This window comes from Mannheimia indoligenes, from assembly GCF_036880405.1.
GTDB classification, from domain to species: Bacteria; Pseudomonadota; Gammaproteobacteria; order Enterobacterales; family Pasteurellaceae; genus Mannheimia; species Mannheimia indoligenes.
Map to the genome: position 1 here is coordinate 139,931 of NZ_JBAJJM010000007.1, position 18,144 is coordinate 158,074.

Sequence of the window (18,144 nt, forward strand, 5' to 3'; positions counted from 1 at the left end):
ACGGCTTTTTTATTGGAGAAAAATAATGAGCGGATTAGGAAAATTAACCGTTACCTTAGAGTTGGAAAATGTAAAATTCCAATCGGCGTTACTCAAATCCGACTACGAAGCTCAAAAATTTGCTAAAAACTTTATCCAAAATATGGATAGAGCCAAAAGTCACGCAAAGCAGTTTGCCGATCGGTCTGCTGAATATCTCAAAAATATCGAAAATGCGGCAAAAAATTTAAATCAATCAGTCTCTGCTGAACGTTTTTGGCTAGGCTTATCACGTCTCAGTGTTCCAACAGGTCAAATTATCCAAGCTGCTAAAGCCTACACTGACATTCACAATAAAATGAAGTTGGTCAGCGACAGTTCCGCAGAGGCAGCTTTACGTTTAACAGATGTGTTCGACATTTCGATGAAAACCAGCCAAAGCACCGAAGCCGTGGCTGGTGTCTATCAAACCTTTGCAACAAATGCTCAATCGCTAGGTTTAGCTCAAAAAGATGTGGCGGAATTAACTAAAACGGTTTCTCAAGCCGTTGCTGCAAGCGGTGCAAGCAGTTCTGCAGCAAGCAATGCCCTAACCCAATTTGGTCAATCGCTTTTAATGGGCAAAATGAAAGCCCAAGAATTTAACTCGCTCATTACTCAGACTCCAACCATTGTTCAAGCAATGGCAAAAGGCTTGGGAATGACAATGGCAGAATTTAAAGCAGCAGTAGATGATGGAAAAATCAGTACTGTTGAGATGGTCAAAGGCTTAAAAAATTCGAGCAGCTATGTTGATGAATTAGCCGGTAAAATGGGCGTAACCCTTGACGGGGCAATGACTAACCTTTCTACCGCATTCACAAAATGGGTGGGAGAAACCGATAATGCGTGGGGAGTTTCCCGTCAATTTGCGGAGTCGATCAACACATTAGCTCAGAATTTAAATGCCGCTGCCCCTTATGCTCTTGGCCTGGGAGCCGCATTAGGAGGAATGCAACTCGGTAAAGCGGCAGAACAGACTTGGACACTAATAAATGCGAAACGGCAAGAAGTATTAGAAAGCCAAAAACAAGCTCAAAATATCTTGTTTAAAACAAAAGCAAGAATGCAAGAAGTGGCTCAAGAGCTGAAAGCTACACAAGCCTACATTGCTAATCTCCAAGCTCAAATGAGCTTAGCAAGAACTGAACAGCAAAGAACCTTTATTGCTACAGAACTACAAATTCAAACCCAAAGAGAAACAACGCTAATCCAACAACAAACCGTAGCAATTAAAGCCCTTGAAACTGCTCAAAATCAAGCAAATGTAGCAAAACGAATGGGAGCAGGCTTGATGACAGCTCTTGGCGGTCCTTGGGGTATTGCAATGGGGGTTATTTCCGCTGGAGCAATAGCGTTATTTGACTGGTCTCAAAAAGCCAATCAAGCCCGTGAAGAAGCTCTCCGTTATGCCGATAGCTTAGATTCGGTTCGAGCCAATATTGATAAAATGACCAAGGCTCAAACTGATGCGGAAATGGTTAAATTGTCTCGTTCAATAAAAGAACAGGAAACAGCATTAGCTAATCTGAAACAACGCCAAGCTGAACTTACACGAGAAATCGAGCAAGGTGCTACTGTTTATGAGGATGCGTTTGCTGGCACTGTGCGTGTTACGATGAGTGCGGAAGAGCTTGCTAAAAAACAAGAAGAGCTGAAATTAGTGACCGCAGATGCTGAAAAAACTCAAAGAACCTTGAACTCTAGCTTAGAGGCTCAAGAAGCCTTAAAAGCCCATATTCCAATCGCCAACCTACGAGAGGAGTTTGTCAAATTATACCCTCACATTGACGAAAGCCAAATCAAAGTTGACGGCTTAAATCTCTCTATCGGTAACTTTACCGTCAAATCTCCCGAAATGGTCGTTGCCGCTAATAATATCGCTACTGCACTTGGCGGTGTCGCTGGTGAGGCAATGAAGGCTGCTATTCTAGTCGCTAATCTGTCTAATATGAAATTAGATATCGGTGGTGCTGCGGTTATCGACCCGAAACATCTTGAAACAATTGAGCAAATTGAACGTAACAATGCGATTGGTTCGGCTAAAGGTAAAGATAAAATTGCATTGCAAGTAAAAGATGCTCTGATTAGATCAGGTATGAAAGAGGGCGATGCTGGATATGAGCGATTAAAAGCAGCGTATGAGAAGCAATTCACGTTGCAAAATGCCTCTAAAGGTGGTGGAAAGCCAAAGAAAACCAAAGCCGAAAAAGAGGCTGAAAAGGCAGCCAAGAAACAGCAACGAGATGCTGAACGCTCTGCTGAAAGTTATCAAAACCAAATGGCGGAGATGACAAACCGACTATCTGGCTTGAAAACAGATAAAGAAGATCTCGTAAAATATGGTGGCATTTCTCAATATCAGGAAGTGCGTAAACTTACTGAAGATATTGCTCTTAATGCTGAAAAGTACAAAAACTATGGGACTGAGGGCGTAGCTAAACTCAAAGAGTTAGCCGCTAAAATTGATTCTGAACAACAACTTTTAGCCATTGAGCAATTCCAAGTAGATCACAATAAAAAACTCAAATCAATGCAATTTGAGCTTGATTTACTTGGTAAAACTCGTACTGAAAAAGAATTGCTACAATTCAGTAATCAACTAGATTTAGAGACTGAACGTCTAAAAATCAATATGACTAAAGAGAACATTGCTCTGCTAGATGAAAAAATTGCCAAAATTAAGGAAGAATACGAACTACACCAGAAAAAACAGGAAGAAACTCGTACTTCTGCAATGATGGGAATAAAGGAAGGCTGGAATAATATTGAAACCGATGTCAGCAATGTCGCTGCCAATGTCGCCAATATTACAGAAAATGCGTTTAACGGAATGGCAGATGCAATGACTGATTTTGTAATGACCGGTAAAGCGGATTTTAAATCTATGGCTGAATCAATCATTCGTGATATTTCGAATATGATTATCAAGATGACATTATTCAAGGCTCTTGAAAACTCTCTTAGAGGCACGTCGTTCGGTAATTTTCTTGGTATCCCGGTATCTTCTGCAGCTCAAGGTGGTTTAATTGGGTCAGTTGGTATGCCGAAAGTGATGTTAGGTGGATTTAGTCGAGGTGGTTACACAGGTGATGGCGGTAAATACGTTCCAGCAGGATTAGTGCATCGCGGGGAATACGTTATCACTAAAGAGGCCACTGCTCGACTAGGTTTAGATTTCCTTAATCATCTTAACTACGGCAAGCGTGGATTTTCTAGCGGTGGTGGTGTTGCTGTTCCTAGAGTACCAAGTATTTCTCTTCTACCCGCAGGATCAAATAAATCTTCTCCGTCATCAAGTATCAACGTTACTCAGCATTACACGATTGATGCACGGGGAGCAGATCACGGTGTAGAACAAAGAATTTCTGATTTACTTAAACAGAATAAACGTGAAACGATTGCCGAGATCCGCAACCAAATTAGACGAGGTGGGCAATTCGGCAAAGATTTTGGAGTCGCCTAATGACAAAAATCATTAAATTTCCTGAAAATATTCGCCCAAAATCAGCGAGTTTTTTCTTAAAGGCTCATACAACGACCTTTACGAATCCGTTTTCAAATACTGTACAGACTCAAGAAATGCCGGGGGCTGTATGGACGTTTAGAGCGGATTTTTATTTAAACAATGAGGAGAAAAAGCGGATCTTCCGAGCTTTTATCGCCAAATTGCGTGGCTCGGCAGGAAGATTTTATTTTCCTGCTGAGTTTTGCCCTAAGTTCATTCCTGATTTTGGAGAACCAGAAACACCTAGTATCTTTGATTTAGCTGCAACTGCTGATAAAGATGATTGGTTCTCAACATCATTAGATGTTACTGCCGATGAAGAACATAAATATCGAGTATCGCCATTAAGAACGTTATCTGTGTTAAACCCAACAATACTTAAAGTTGCATCTGATAAATCTTTTGGAGAATTGGTCTTAAAAGCCGGGCAATATATATCGTTTGATCTTACCAATGGTTATCGTTATTTAGGTATTGTAGTTGATGATTGCTTTGTTAGTCGTGATAGCTTTGCTCGCATTTCGATTGAGCCCCCATTACGAGATACACCGATTGAAAATGCCCCTATTCATACTGCACGACCAAGTGCAGTTTTTATGTTAAGCGATGACGAGCAAGGCCGTATTTCTGAGTTGTTACATAAAAAAGGTGAAGTGTCTATCGAGGCTGTGCAGGCTAGACCGATAAGGATTGAATAATGCGAGATTTAGACAATATTACGCAAGCTGAAAGCAGAAAAGATAGACTAAGACCTTTTTCGGCAGTTGAGCTTGACTACCCTGACGGTATTGTACGCCTATCTTTTTTACCATTTGATATTGTTATTGATGGTCATAGCTTTACAGGTACAGGTGATCTCGGTGCTATCAGTATGGTAACAGAAGGGGCAGAACAAAAAAGTTATGGTGTGACAATCACATTAAGCGGAATTCCTAGCGTTCGGACTGACTACCTACTCAAACAAGATATCCAAGGACGTATCGCCAAAATATGGATGGGATTTTTAGATGAAAATCATCGATTAATTGGTAAGCCAATCATCATTTTTGTTGGCAGAATGGACACACAAATGCTTAAAGTTGGGAAAACAACTGAGATTGAAGTAACGGTAGAAAGCCTATTTATTGATTGGCAACGTGCGAAAGTGAGGCGTTTCACGAATGAAGATCAAGTCGCACTTTACCCCAATGATAAAGGCTTTGAATTTGTGTCTGCTGTGGCCGACATGGAAATTATTTGGGGGCGTGGATAATGCGGAAGTTTGATTGGGAACAAAGGCTGGTTAATGTGATTGCAAAACATCAAAACCAGCCTTTTTTATTGGGTAAATTGGATTGCTGTCAATTCGCTCGTAATTGTGTCGTTGAAATCAGCCAAGGAGGCATACCCGAAATACCACATTACCACTCACTACGAGAGGCTTTATCTGTGCTAGCAGAACTTGGGGGAATTGAAGGTGTTGCAGAGTATTTGACACATAAACAAGCTAAATCAGCTTACCTCGCCAAACGAGGCGATCTGCTAATGATTAAAAGTGATGATGTTACATTTGATTATAAAGCTTTAGCTATTTGTGTGGGTAACGTTGCAATGGCGATGGGTGAAAATGGTCCAGTTGTTGTTGAACGTGATCAGTGGCTAAAATGTTGGGAGGTTTGATATGCCAATGGTAGTTCCTATAATAGCTTCAGTTGCCGCAGCAGCTATTTCAACATCGGCTGCAGTTATTGCAACAATTGGAGCTATCGGGGCTGCAGCCCTTGGTATGGCAACCGCTTTTGCTATTACCACAATAGGTAGTAAGCTAACCAAAGCTAAAGCTCCTAGCATACCACAGCAAGATTTAAAGCGGACAATTAAAGAGGCTGCAGCTAATCGACGCATTATTTATGGCACAGTGCGGGCCGGCGGGGCCCTTGTGTATGCCTCGGTTTCTGACAAATCTAAAAAATATCTTGATATGGTGATTGTTGTTGCACATGGACGAGTCCATGAAATCGACCCTATTTTTTGGATTAACGATGATAAAAGTGATGATCCAAAATTTGAGAAACTAATTTGGATGTATTATCGCAGAGGGTATCAACAACAAGCAGCAATGGGTCTTTTAGTTAAAAATAAACCCGGAGAATGGTCTGAATCGCATACATTAAATGGCGTATCTTATGTTTATGTGCGTTTAAAATATGATTCAAATGCGTTTCAAAATGGTGTACCAAACCTTTCATTTTTGATTAAAGGTAAGCCAGTATATGATCCACGTATTAAGCAGATGGTTCACTCAAATAATCCAGCTTTATGTATTTTAGACTGGTTACGAGCCAAAGAAGGTAAAGCAGTGCCAAATGATTTGATTGATTTCGATTCGTTCATCACAGCTGCGAATATCTGCGATGAAAAAGTGCCGAGTAAAGATAGCCGATACGACACAAATGGGAGAGCCGGATTTGTTAAACGCTACACTTTAGATGGTGTAATTGATATGTCTGCTGCTCCAGCAAAAATCATTGAAGATATGCAGTCGTCTTGCCACGGTAACTTAGTCTTTTCGCAAGGTAAGTATCGTTTTTATGCCGGAGCTTACAGCTACCCAACTTTCACGATCACGACAGAAATGTTGCGTGAAGCTCCAACTGTGAGGATGAAGCCTAGTCGTAACGAATTGTTCAATATTGTATCCGGTTCTTACATTGAGCCTACTCATAACTGGAACGAAACAGATTTCCCACCCCAACGGGACGACAGCTATATTAAACGTTATCAAGGCGAAGAGATAAAACAAGATATTAAATTGCCTTATACGACCAATGGGGCTATCGCTCAACGGTTAGCTAAAATTCAGCTCGTGAAAGGTAATAATACTATTACTGTTAATTTGAACTGTAACTGGGCTGTTTTGCCTATTCGCTTATGGGATGTGGTAGAACTCAATATCCCCGAGATTTTTCAAGTTGGGACTACTTTTCGCGTAACGGAATTCTCCTTTGCGGAAGGCGGTGGAATCGATTTAACTCTCAGTTCGGAACGACCTGAATTTTATTATTGGGATTATCAAGTAGATGAAAAAATAATTGATGAAACCAAAAAGCCGGTTTCAGACGATGGGAAACCCGATGTTATAAAGAATCTTATCATTAGTGGTGAACCCAATCTCTACAAATCTCAATTATCAGCAAGCTGGGATAAAGTTGATGATGATGGTGTGTCATACAGTGTGGTCGTTGAAAAGAGAGATAAAAATACGACTGAATATATGTCAGTTCGTGAATTTAGAACATTTGATACTGCATTCCATCACGAATTAGATGAGGTAGATTTAGGTTTTTTATATAGAGTTAAAGTGCGAGCATTTAATTCTATGTTAAAAAAGTCAGATTGGGTAATCAGCGATACTATCTCTATTAAGGCGATAGCTATACCTCCAGACCCACCAAGTTATCTGAGTGTATCTAAAGAAAACAAATCTGTCACATTAAGGTGGAAAGCTCCACAGAATATAGACCATCTACACAATATCATTTATCGCAGTGAAAAAAATAACGTTGATGATGCGAATATACTCGTGTCTGTTAATACAACAAAAGGAGAATATTCAAAGTATATTGATACAGTTGAAAGAACATCATACTACTGGATTTCATCAGTAGATATATCAGGGAACGAATCAGCAAAAGTTTTTGCTGGTTCAGTAATAATCTAAGCAAAGCACTCTCGAGAGTGCTTTTTTATTGGAATTTTTGGAGTTTTTATGGCGATTGCAGAGCAAGATTTAGTAAACATTGGACAACAACCAAATGATGGTAGTGGTGATACAGCAAGAGTTGCGTTTAGTAAAATTAACAACATGTTCAAACATTTAGATAGCGTCATTATGTCCAACTCTGTTGGATACACAAATCTAAGAGATTTAATGGCGGACCAATCTAAGCCAATTGGTACGATCGCCGAAGTGGCAGAAACAGGGGAAAGATATATTCGATCTGATAATGGATGGGAATTAGTTAAATCTAGTATTTTAGGTTCGAAAAATTTCGCAACTTATCAAGATATGGTCGATAGCAATCTTAATGTTAATAATTACGCTATTGTCATTAATGATGATGACCCCGCGAAAAATGGTATTTATCAAAAATCCGATCTTGGATTTATCAAACAAGGTTACAGTGATTTATCTATCCTTTTTACTGTGCTTAATTTACTCAAAAATGTGCTATCTGACGTACATGACGATCGAGGAGTGAGAGTTGACTATGCTGTTGTTAATGCTAAGTTGCACTCGATTATCTTTGGTTTAGCCGGTGAGTATTTATATGCACCTAACCATTTAATCGATTTTTCTGATAATGGCTTTGCAATTACAGATGCAGCGGGACGATGCCCATTTAAAATCAATAGAGATGGTAGCGTATATATTGCCAATCTTGTTGGATATGCTAATCAACTGCACCAGCAATCCGAAAAACAACGGCAAAACTTACCTTATGGATGGCGGAAAAAAGACATTAACCATATTGTAGTTTATGGTCAATCGTTATCAGATGGCAGTACAAGCAATAAAGACGAGCCATTGCAAGGCATGGAGATTAGCAAATTACAACCTTATCAGAATTTAATGCTAGCCGGTGGCACAAGAGCGGAACCTCAGCATAGCTTTTATTCCTCGGATTTTGCTCCTTTAGTGGAGGCATCTATTGGGCAAATTAGCAACAAGAAAGATATTAGGACCTACAATCCAAGCCAAAATGAATCGCCCACATCTAGTATCTGCAACGAATTTACTCGCCGATGCTTGGAACGTAGTCAAAAATCAAATGCAAGTGATTTTGTTATGCTTGGTACATCAAGCGGGAGAGGTGGACTAAATGTTGAAGCTCTCATTAATGGCACTCAATTTGAGGTATTAGAAAAACATATTATGGATGTTGTGGATACAGCAATCGCAAAAAATAAAACATCCGCGGTAGCAGCCATTTGCTACATCCAAGGTGAGGCAAACCATCATGCCATCTTGCGAGAGCTTAATAGTTTTGATGAGTCTATCACGGCAGACATTTTTGAATATCAGAATCGGGTGCAATCATTAATAGACAAAATAGACAATGTCATTTTAAACAACAAAAATCAGGATTTTTTACCGTATGTAATCACATATCAAACCGAAGCACATCGCTCATACGAGATTAATGGTAAGTCTCTCAATGTTAACCCTATAGCAACAGCTCAATGGTTTATGTCTAAATCTAATGATCGGGTTATTTTAGCTGTACCGGTCTATGCTATCCCTAAAAATAACCGTGACAAAGTACATACCTCACACGTTGGTTCGTGGGTGATGGGTGCTTACTTTGCTCGAGCGATGGAATATACCTTACACTCAAAAATGGGGAAATGGCGTCCACTTGAACCAATTCGTTACCATTGGACAGATACACATTGCGACATTGAATTTCATGTGCCTTGTGGTGAGCTTGTGCTTGATACCTATTTTTGCCCACAACAACCTAACCAAGGTTTCGATATTTGGGTAAATGGCGAGCTACAAACAAATGCTATCCGTAGTGTTGAGTTAGTGGATTACAAAACGGTTAGAGTTAATTTTAACGGCAAACAAACAAATGCCCAACTGTCTTATTGTTTAGGGCGAGAAGATACTAAGCCCAACGCTTTCGGTAACTTAAGAGATTCACATGGCGATACAGATCAAGTTATTGATCCATTGGGTAATACACACAAGTTACACAACCCAGCTATTATGTTTAATATTCACCAATCAAGAGGATTTATTTAATTATGTACGTGGTAAATAATTCAGCAGATTTTAAAGGTATGCCGGCATTTGGCGGTATTGTACGCTATACAGATTTAATATTTGGATTGCGCTCAAACAACCCTAAAAATATGATTAATTTAGCTGATCAAGTTAATAATACTAAGATCACATCAAACAAAGCAATCTTTACTCAAAAAGGCATCAAAGGTATGCCGGGTAAACATATCGAGACAGATTTTACAACCAATGGTGTCCATAGCTTAACCATTAAAGCAGTTGCGAAAATGTATGATGCAAATGGCACATCTAAAATTGGCTGGGTATGCGGCAGCTTAACTGATAATGGTGGTATTGGTCTAATGATTACTAACGTCCCAGCATCACAGCCAAATAAATACCACTATGCTGTCAGATTGTACGTTAATATAGGTACACCTGGCGGACGCATCCAACGGTTTATTAACTATCGATTTGCATCAGATTTAGATCTAACTGCAACTGATGATTTACATATCATTGCTCAGATAGATGCAGAGCTGAAAGAAATGCGAATGAATGTTAATAACCTTGGATGGCAAAAACTACAAGCACTAACAGATGATTGGAGCTTAAGAAATGATAGCAATTGGCATATTTTTAATTCTCCAAGGTTTTCTGGTAATACAGAGGTTGAGGTATTTGAGTTACTAATTTGGCAAGGGTTATTATCGCAAAGAGAATTAGCTCAGCAAGATCAGCTATCAAGCAGATATCTTAACGCATTAGAATTATAGCAGTTCAAGACTCAGTAACTACCATAGCAACTACCATTTTTTTGTGTATGTATGTTGGTGTTTGCTAATATTTGCGTAGCTTAAAATAGGTAAGTTATTGATTTTACTTAGAAAATACTATTTTATGTATATAGTTGCTTAGAATTGATGGAGGCGTGTCCCGGAGTCGAACCGAGCTACATGGATTTGCAATCCAGTGCATAACCGCTTTGCTAACACGCCGTAAGATTTGAAAATTGGAGCGGGAAACGAGGCTCGAACTCGCGACCCCGACCTTGGCAAGGTCGTGCTCTACCAACTGAGCTATTCCCGCATTTGAGGCTTCACAACACTGCGTTGTGGAATGAGGTGCATTTTACGGATTTATGATTTTATGTCAATGACAAAATGAAACTTCTACAGCTGAATGCTGAAAAAAACTTCACTCGACTTGATTAGAGACTTAAAAATAATCAAGCGGTTGATTTTTGCAAAAAATTTACAAAAATCAACCGCTTGCTAGTGGTTATAAATTAGCGTTTTTTAGCTTTTGCGTTTGGTAAGTCTGTGATAGAACCTTCAAACACTTCTGCCGCTAAGCCTACAGATTCGTGCAAGGTTGGGTGAGCGTGAATGGTTAATGCGATATCTTCCGCATCACAGCCCATTTCAATTGCCAAGCCGATTTCGCCTAATAATTCGCCACCATTACTACCTACAATCGCACCACCTAATAAGCGGTGAGTGTCTTTATCGAAAATTAACTTTGTCATACCTTCTGAACATTCAGAAGCAATCGCACGACCTGAAGCAGCCCAAGGGAATTTAGCAACTTCGTAGTTTAAACCTTCTTGTTTACACTCTTTTTCAGTTTTACCTACCCAAGCAACTTCCGGCTCAGTGTAAGCGATTGATGGAATCACTTTCGGATCGAAGTAGTGTTTTTGTCCGGCAATTACTTCTGCTGCAACGTGTCCTTCGTGAACACCTTTATGAGCTAACATTGGTTGTCCCACAATGTCGCCGATCGCAAAGATATGCGGCACATTGGTACGAAGTTGTTTATCAACCGGAATAAAGCCTCGCTCATCAACGTGTACGCCTGCTTTGCCTGCATCAATTAATTTGCCGTTTGGCACACGACCGATAGCAACTAGTACAGCATCGTAACGTTTAGTGTCGTTACACGCTTTACCTTCCATTGAAACATAGATACCGTCATCTTTTGCTTCAACCGCAGTTACTTTAGTTTCAAGCATTAGCTTGAATTTTTTCTCGATCTGTTTGGTATAGATTGCCACAATGTCTTTGTCCGCTGCTGGAATCACTTGGTCGAACATTTCAACCACTTCCACTTCTGAACCTAAAGCATTGTAAACCGTACCCATCTCTAAACCGATGATACCACCACCCATAATTAAAAGTTTTTTAGGAACTTCTTTTAATTTTAGGGCATCTGTTGAATCCCAAACACGCGGATCTTCGTGTGGAATAAATGGTAATTGAATTGGGCGTGAACCTGCTGCGATAATCGCATTATCAAAGGTAACAGTTGTTGGATTACCATCACGATCACGAGCTACTAATGTGTTCGGACCTGTAAATGTCGCTTCTCCTTCAACCACTTGTACTTTACGAGCTTTCGCCATACCGGCTAGTCCACCCGTTAATTTTGATACAACAGCTTCTTTACCTGCACGAACTTGGTCTAAATCAATAGTCGGCTCGCCAAATGTTACACCATTATGCACGGCGTGTTTGGCTTCTTCGATTACTTTTGCAACGTGTAGTAATGCTTTAGACGGAATACAGCCTACGTTTAAACATACACCACCTAAAGTTGAATAACGTTCAACGATTACCGTTTCTAAACCTAAGTCTGCACAGCGGAATGCTGCTGAATAACCCGCCGGACCTGCACCAAGTACCACGACTTGTGTTTTAATTTCTTTGCTCATATTTGCCTCAATTTGTTATACAAGCGGTCGATTTCGCAAAATTTTTTACAAAAACAACCGCTTGTTAAAATTACATTACTAAACGACGAATATCTGCTAATACGCCATTGATATAGCTTAAGAATCTTGCACCATCAGCACCATCAATTACACGGTGGTCAAATGATAATGACAATGGAAGCATTAAGCGTGGCTCAAATTCTTTGCCGTTCCAAATCGGTTGCATTTCAGATTTAGACACGCCTAAAATTGCCACTTCCGGTGCATTCACGATCGGGGTGAAGTGTGTAGTACCGATACCACCTAAACTTGAAATAGTAAAACAACCGCCTTGCATATCTGACGCAGTTAATTTACCTTCGCGTGCTTTTTTCGATACTTCCATTAATTCACGAGAAAGTTCGATAATGCCTTTTTTGTTTACATTTTTAAATACCGGAACAACTAAGCCGTTTGGTGTATCTACTGCAACACCGATGTTGATGTATTTTTTCAATGTTAAACGTTGTGCATCTTCAGAAATTGAGCTGTTGAAACGTGGGAACGCTTCTAATGCACTTGCTACCGCTTTCATAATGAATACCACAGGCGTGATTTTCACATCTAACTTGCGTTTTTCAGCTTCTTTATTTTGTTCTTTACGGAAGTTTTCTAATTCTGTGATGTCTGTACGATCGAAGTGCGTAACGTGTGGAATCATTACCCAGTTACGATGTAAGTTTGCACCAGAGATCTTATTGATACGGCTTAATTCAACTTCTTCAACTTCACCAAACTTACTGAAATCAACTTTCGGCCACGGTAATAAGCCTAAACCGGCACCGTTTGCTGCACCTGTTGCCGCAGCAGCTGTTCCACCTTGTTTTTCAAATACTTGAACTGCCGTTTTAACGTATGCTTGAATATCTTCTTTAACGATACGACCTTTACGACCTGTACCTTTTACTTTATCTAAGTTTACACCAAACTCACGAGCTAAACGGCGAATTACAGGTGTTGCGTGTGCATAACCTGCTGCTGAAACCACTTGTTCTTGATTTAAACCAGATTGGTTTTGACCTGTGGCAACTGCATCAGCTTTCGCTGGAGCGGCTACTTGTGGAGCAGGATCTGAAACCACTTGAGTAGCTGCTGGTGCAGGTGCTGCACCTGCTACTTCAAATTTCATAATTAATGAACCGGTTGAAACTTTATCACCTGATTTCACTAAAATTTCTTTTACTACACCTGCAAATGGAGCCGGTACTTCCATTGATGCTTTATCGCCTTCAACAGTAATTAAAGATTGCTCTTCTGATACAGAATCTCCTACTTTAACCATAATTTCAGTTACGTTTACTTCATCGCCACCGATATCCGGTACATTCACATCTTTAATTGCAGATGCTGATGTTTGAGCAGGTGCAGCAGCTTCTGCAACCGGAGCTGCTTGTGCTGGTGCAGATGATGCTGTTTCAAACTTCATAATTAATTTGCCTGTTGAAACTTTATCGCCTACATTGATTAAAATTTCTTTTACCACGCCGGCAACCGGAGCAGGAACTTCCATTGACGCTTTATCGCCTTCAACGTTAATGATTGATTGATCAATTTCAACGCTATCACCTACTTTAACCATAATTTCGGTTACGTTTACTTCATCTGAGCCAATGTCCGGTACATTAACTTCAACAACTGCTGAGGTTGCTACCGATGCAACAGGAGCCACTTCTGCTTTTGGAGCTTCAACCGCTGGTGAAGCATCAGCTGATTCCAATACTAACATTGGGGAACCGGTTGAAACTTTATCACCTACTTTTACTAATACTTCTTTTACCACACCTGCTTCCGGTGCCGGTACTTCCATAGATGCTTTATCGCCTTCTACGTTAATGATTGATTGGTCTACCGAGATAGTATCGCCAACTTTTACCATCACTTCAGTAACACTTACTTCATCTGAACCGATATCTGGTACATTAATTTGTTTTGACATTTTAAAATCCTTCTTTTGTAAACAGATAAACTGATTTTATCCTTACAAATTTAGGGTGGGTTTCCCCACCCCATTTTGCAAAATTTTCGTTAAATTTTACCGCTTGTATTACGCATATAATGGGTTAATACGATCCACATTTAAGCCAAATTTAGCAATAGCATCAGCAACAACTTTAGTTTCCACTGTGCCTTCTTTCGCTAATTGAGCAAGTGCTGCAACTACTACATAACGCTCATCAACTTCAAAGTGTTCACGTAAGTTTGCACGGCTGTCTGAACGACCAAAACCATCTGTACCTAACACGTGATAGTGTTTGCTTGGTACATACGCACGAATTTGTTCAGCGTATAGTTTCATATAGTCAGTTGCTGCAACTGTTGGCACATCTGCTAACACTTGTGCTACATAAGGAACACGTTGTTCCTCTGTTGGATGTAATAAGTTCCAACGTGCAGCATCCGCACCATCACGACCTAACTCATTGAATGATGGAGCTGAGAATACATCTGCGGTTACACCATAGTCATTTGCAAGAATTTGAGCCGCTAAGCGAACATGACGCATAATTGCACCTGAGCTTAATAATTGAACACGACCTTTACCTTTGCCTTCAACCGTTTCAAATTTATATAAACCTTTACGGATACCTTCTTCTGCACCTGCTGGCATTGCCGGTTGGTCTGTAATTTCGTTTAATGTTGTGATGTAGTAGAAAACATCTTCTTGAGCTTCACCATACATACGGCGGATACCATCTTGAACGATTACCGCCACTTCAAATGCAAATGCCGGGTCATAAGTTACACAGTTCGGAATTACGCCTGCTTGGATATGGCTATGACCATCTTCGTGCTGTAAACCTTCGCCGTTTAAGGTTGTACGACCTGATGTACCACCGATCATAAAACCACGAGCTAATTGGTCGCCTGCTAACCACATCATATCGCCTACACGTTGGAAGCCGAACATTGAGTAGTAGATAAAGAATGGAATCATCGGTAAATTGCTTACAGAGTATGATGTTGCAGCAGCAACCCAAGATGCCGTTGCACCTAACTCATTGATACCTTCTTGTAATACTTGACCATCTTTTGCTTCACGGTAGTAAGCTACTAAATCACGGTCTGATGGCACATAGTTTTGACCAAATGGATTGTAAATACCGATTTGACGGAATAAACCTTCCATACCGAAAGTACGAGCTTCGTCCGCAATAATTGGTACGATTTGCTGACCGATATTTTTATCTTTTAATAGGGTATTTAACACACGAGAGAATGCCATCGTAGTTGAAATACCACGCGGTTGCTCATCTAATAATGCTTGGAATTCCGATAATTCAGGCACTTTGAATTCAACAGTGAATTTCGGTTTACGCACCGGTACATAACCGTTTAAATCTTTACGTTTACCGTGTAAGTAGTTGTATTCTTCTGAACCCTCAGCAAATTTGATGTAGTCTAAGTTTTCAACTTGCTCATCAGTTAATGGCAATTCAAAGTAATCACGGAAGCCTTTTAAGCTCTCTAATGACATTTTCTTAGATTGGTGAGCAGTATTTTTACTTTCTGCTTCAGGAATACGGTAGCCTTTTACTTGTTGAGCTAAGATCACAACTGGCTTGTCTGATTTTTGTGCTTTCGCATACGCTGCGTAAAGTTTTTCAGAATCGTGTGCACCACGACGTAATGCCCAGATTTCATCATCTGTCATATCTGCAACTAATGCTGCGGTTTCCGGGTAACGACCGAAGAAATGCTCACGTATATAAGCACCGCTTTTTGATTTAAATGTTAAATAATCACCATCTAACACTTCCATCATTAATTGGCTTAGTTTACCTGAAGTATCTTTTGCGAATAATTTATCCCACTCACTACCCCATAGTACTTTAATCACTTCCCAGCCGGCACCGGTAAATACGCCCTCTAATTCTTGAACGATTTTACCATTACCGTTTACCGGGCCATCTAAACGTTGTAAGTTACAGCTAATAGTGAAGATAAGGTTATTTAATTTTTCACGACCTGCGAAAGATAATGCACCTTTAGATTCGATTTCATCCATTTCGCCATCACCTAAGAACGCATATACTTTTTGATCTGCGGTATCTTTTAAGCCACGATGTTCTAAATATTTTAAGAAACGTGCTTGGTAGATAGCATTAACAGGACCTAAACCCATTGATACAGTTGAGAATTGCCAGAATTCAGGCATTAATTTAGGGTGAGGGTAAGAAGATAAGCCATCAACAAAAGCTTCTTGACGGAAGTTATCCATTTGTTCTTCAGTAATGCGACCTTCTAAGAACGCACGACCATACATACCAGGAGCAGCGTGTCCTTGGAAGAAGATTAAATCACCGCCATTTTTCTCAGTCGGGGCTTTGAAAAAGTGGTTGAAACAAACTTCATACATTGTAGCCGCTGATTGGAATGTTGAGATATGTCCACCTAAGTCAAGATCTTTTTTCTGGCTACGAAGTACTGTTGCAATCGCGTTCCAACGTACCGCAGAACGAATACGACGCTCGATTTTATGATCACCCGGATAAGCTGGTTGCTCAGAAACAGGAATCGTGTTTACATAATCTGTCGTTGTACCTGTTGGCAATGAAACACCGCCAGCACGAGCTTGGCTAATAACTTGTTCAACAATAAATTGAGCACGCTCTAGACCTTCTTCACGAATTAATGAATCGAGTGATGCTAACCAATCTTGAGTTTCGATTGGATCTACGTCATTTCTCAAGTTCTCTGACATAGTATTCTTCCTTATTAAATTAATGATTGAAGTATAAATAACAAAATTTTAACAAATTTTGCTTGTTTGATGGTTTTTAGACCAATTTTGATCGAAAAAATTCATCTTAAATCGCTATTTTGAATTTCTTCTTAGCTGAAACTTAAGACTAAAAACCACAAGTAAACTAATTATCTATTTGATTTTAAACGTTTTTTACAGAAAATTATAAAATTTGTTTAAATTTTGTAGATAAATTTGTAGTGCAAGATAGCAAAAATCGCTGGTTTTGTCTAATTTTCAAGGGGAAGGCTTTCTTCTCCATTTATGAAAATAAAGTAACATCACATTCTATTTTTGCTTTAAGCGAACCTTAGCAACCTCTTGAATAAGTGATGGACCTTGATAAATCATCGCAGAGTAAACTTGAAGTAAACTCGCACCGGCATCAATTTTCTCCTGCCCACTTTCTAGTGAATGAATGCCTCCGCTTCCAATGATAGGTACACGCCCGTTTAATTCTGTAGATAATCTTGCAATCAATTTAGTACTTAATTGATGCAGTGGCTTACCACTTAATCCACCTTGCTGCTCAGAGTGCGTTAGACCAACCACACTTTCACGAGAAAGCGTGGTATTACCTGCAATTACGCCATCAATTTGATGTCGAACTAGACTATCTGCAACAGACGCAATTTCTTCATCGGTTAAATCAGGAGCAATTTTTAATACAAGCGGTCGATATTTACCAATTTTTTGCGAAAGTAATACTTGTTCTTGCTTAAGGTTATACAGTAAATCATCTAAGGCTTCGCCATATTGCAAACTACGCAAATTTTTAGTGTTTGGCGATGAGATATTAACCGTTACATAATCCGCATATTCATACACTTTGCGTAAGCAAATCAAATAATCATCTAAGCTACGCTCAATCGGCGTGATCGCATTTTTACCGATATTAATTCCTAGAATGCCGTCATATTTTGCTTTTTTCACATTTTCAATTAAAGCATCTACCCCTTTGTTATTAAAGCCGTTACGGTTAATAATGCCTTCAGCTTCCAACACTCGAAACTGCCTTGGTTTAGGGTTTCCGTCTTGTGCAACAGGCGTAACAGTCCCCACCTCAATAAAGCCAAACCCTAATTTACCAAAGCCATCAATGGCTTCACCATTTTTATCTGCTCCTGCCGCTAAACCAATCGGATTTTTAAAATGTAGTCCCATTACTGTTGTTGGGTTAGAGGGTATGGCGAAGGGCGAAAAAGGTAGCTTTCCTACTAATCCTAATGCTTGAATAGAAAATTGATGTGCATTTTCAGCATCAAGCAAAAATAAAAATTGACGAATAAGAGAATACATACAGATATTTTCCCTAATTATAAACAGTTATAAAAAAACCCAATCATAGGATTGGG

The 18,144-nt window shown here is 39.7% G+C and carries 11 protein-coding genes and 2 tRNA genes; 7 read left to right on the forward strand and 6 right to left on the reverse strand.

The annotated features are described in order from the left end of the window. The first annotated feature begins 25 nt into the window (after positions 1 to 25). Genes V6W77_RS05800 through V6W77_RS05830 form a run of 7 tightly spaced genes read left to right on the forward strand, consistent with a single transcriptional unit; the run spans position 26 to position 10,069 of the window. Positions 26 to 3,484, forward strand: coding sequence for a phage tail tape measure protein (locus V6W77_RS05800; protein WP_334254074.1), 3,459 nt, complete (start codon positions 26 to 28; stop codon positions 3,482 to 3,484). Further along, the gene (locus V6W77_RS05805; RefSeq protein ID WP_334229119.1) at positions 3,484 to 4,224 is read left to right on the forward strand and encodes a hypothetical protein; all 741 of its coding nucleotides are present in this window, start codon (positions 3,484 to 3,486) and stop codon (positions 4,222 to 4,224) included. The genes V6W77_RS05800 and V6W77_RS05805 overlap by 1 nt, the downstream gene beginning before the upstream one ends. Beyond that, positions 4,224 to 4,778 (forward strand): hypothetical protein, encoded by a 555-nt coding sequence (locus V6W77_RS05810; RefSeq protein WP_334229118.1) that lies wholly within the window; start codon positions 4,224 to 4,226, stop codon positions 4,776 to 4,778. Before V6W77_RS05805 ends, V6W77_RS05810 begins: the two co-directional genes overlap by 1 nt. Continuing rightward, a complete protein-coding gene (locus tag V6W77_RS05815) occupies positions 4,778 to 5,185 on the forward strand; it encodes a DUF6950 family protein (protein ID WP_334229117.1) in 408 nt (135 codons plus the stop codon). Before V6W77_RS05810 ends, V6W77_RS05815 begins: the two co-directional genes overlap by 1 nt. A gap of 1 nt (position 5,186) precedes the next feature. Next, positions 5,187 to 7,226 carry a phage tail protein gene (locus V6W77_RS05820; protein WP_334229116.1) on the forward strand — a complete coding sequence of 680 codons (2,040 nt, stop codon included), beginning with the start codon at positions 5,187 to 5,189 and terminating at the stop codon, positions 7,224 to 7,226. Positions 7,227 to 7,274: 48 nt separating this feature from the next. Then, positions 7,275 to 9,314, forward strand: a complete 2,040-nt coding sequence (locus V6W77_RS05825) for a hypothetical protein (protein ID WP_334254075.1) — start codon at positions 7,275 to 7,277, stop codon at positions 9,312 to 9,314. Positions 9,315 to 9,316: 2 nt separating this feature from the next. Then, complete coding sequence (locus V6W77_RS05830) at positions 9,317 to 10,069, forward strand: hypothetical protein (RefSeq protein WP_283385729.1); 753 nt, start codon at positions 9,317 to 9,319, stop codon at positions 10,067 to 10,069. Positions 10,070 to 10,217: 148 nt separating this feature from the next. Here the strand turns inward: V6W77_RS05830 and V6W77_RS05835 are convergent. The 6 genes from V6W77_RS05835 to pyrD all read right to left on the reverse strand — a co-directional run bounded on the left by V6W77_RS05835 (position 10,218) and on the right by pyrD (position 18,088). Beyond that, positions 10,218 to 10,291, reverse strand: a tRNA-Cys gene (locus V6W77_RS05835). A gap of 15 nt (positions 10,292 to 10,306) precedes the next feature. Next, a tRNA-Gly gene (locus V6W77_RS05840) sits at positions 10,307 to 10,382 on the reverse strand. Between the two features lie 199 nt (positions 10,383 to 10,581). Further along, positions 10,582 to 12,006 (reverse strand): dihydrolipoyl dehydrogenase, encoded by a 1,425-nt coding sequence (lpdA, locus tag V6W77_RS05845; RefSeq protein WP_025236141.1) that lies wholly within the window; start codon positions 12,004 to 12,006, stop codon positions 10,582 to 10,584. Between the two features lie 70 nt (positions 12,007 to 12,076). After that, positions 12,077 to 13,981: a pyruvate dehydrogenase complex dihydrolipoyllysine-residue acetyltransferase gene (aceF, locus tag V6W77_RS05850; protein WP_334254076.1), complete on the reverse strand. Its 1,905-nt coding sequence runs from the start codon at positions 13,979 to 13,981 to the stop codon at positions 12,077 to 12,079. A gap of 108 nt (positions 13,982 to 14,089) precedes the next feature. Further along, a complete protein-coding gene (gene aceE, locus V6W77_RS05855) occupies positions 14,090 to 16,747 on the reverse strand; it encodes a pyruvate dehydrogenase (acetyl-transferring), homodimeric type (protein ID WP_334254077.1) in 2,658 nt (885 codons plus the stop codon). Between the two features lie 330 nt (positions 16,748 to 17,077). Further along, entirely contained in the window at positions 17,078 to 18,088 is a 1,011-nt protein-coding gene (gene pyrD / locus V6W77_RS05860; protein ID WP_334236291.1) for a quinone-dependent dihydroorotate dehydrogenase, read from the reverse strand. Positions 18,089 to 18,144: the final 56 nt, after the last annotated feature.

What these genes read in the sequence shown, in the direction of transcription:
- V6W77_RS05800 (WP_334254074.1), top strand. Translation starts at nt 26, where the DNA reads ATGAGCGGATTAGGAAAATTAACCGTTACCTTAGAGTTGGAAAATGTA.
- V6W77_RS05805 (WP_334229119.1), top strand. Translation starts at nt 3,484, where the DNA reads ATGACAAAAATCATTAAATTTCCTGAAAATATTCGCCCAAAATCAGCG.
- V6W77_RS05810 (WP_334229118.1), top strand. Translation starts at nt 4,224, where the DNA reads ATGCGAGATTTAGACAATATTACGCAAGCTGAAAGCAGAAAAGATAGA.
- V6W77_RS05815 (WP_334229117.1), top strand. Translation starts at nt 4,778, where the DNA reads ATGCGGAAGTTTGATTGGGAACAAAGGCTGGTTAATGTGATTGCAAAA.
- V6W77_RS05820 (WP_334229116.1), top strand. Translation starts at nt 5,187, where the DNA reads ATGCCAATGGTAGTTCCTATAATAGCTTCAGTTGCCGCAGCAGCTATT.
- V6W77_RS05825 (WP_334254075.1), top strand. Translation starts at nt 7,275, where the DNA reads ATGGCGATTGCAGAGCAAGATTTAGTAAACATTGGACAACAACCAAAT.
- V6W77_RS05830 (WP_283385729.1), top strand. Translation starts at nt 9,317, where the DNA reads ATGTACGTGGTAAATAATTCAGCAGATTTTAAAGGTATGCCGGCATTT.
- lpdA (WP_025236141.1), bottom strand. Translation starts at nt 12,006, where the DNA reads ATGAGCAAAGAAATTAAAACACAAGTCGTGGTACTTGGTGCAGGTCCG.
- aceF (WP_334254076.1), bottom strand. Translation starts at nt 13,981, where the DNA reads ATGTCAAAACAAATTAATGTACCAGATATCGGTTCAGATGAAGTAAGT.
- aceE (WP_334254077.1), bottom strand. Translation starts at nt 16,747, where the DNA reads ATGTCAGAGAACTTGAGAAATGACGTAGATCCAATCGAAACTCAAGAT.
- pyrD (WP_334236291.1), bottom strand. Translation starts at nt 18,088, where the DNA reads ATGTATTCTCTTATTCGTCAATTTTTATTTTTGCTTGATGCTGAAAAT.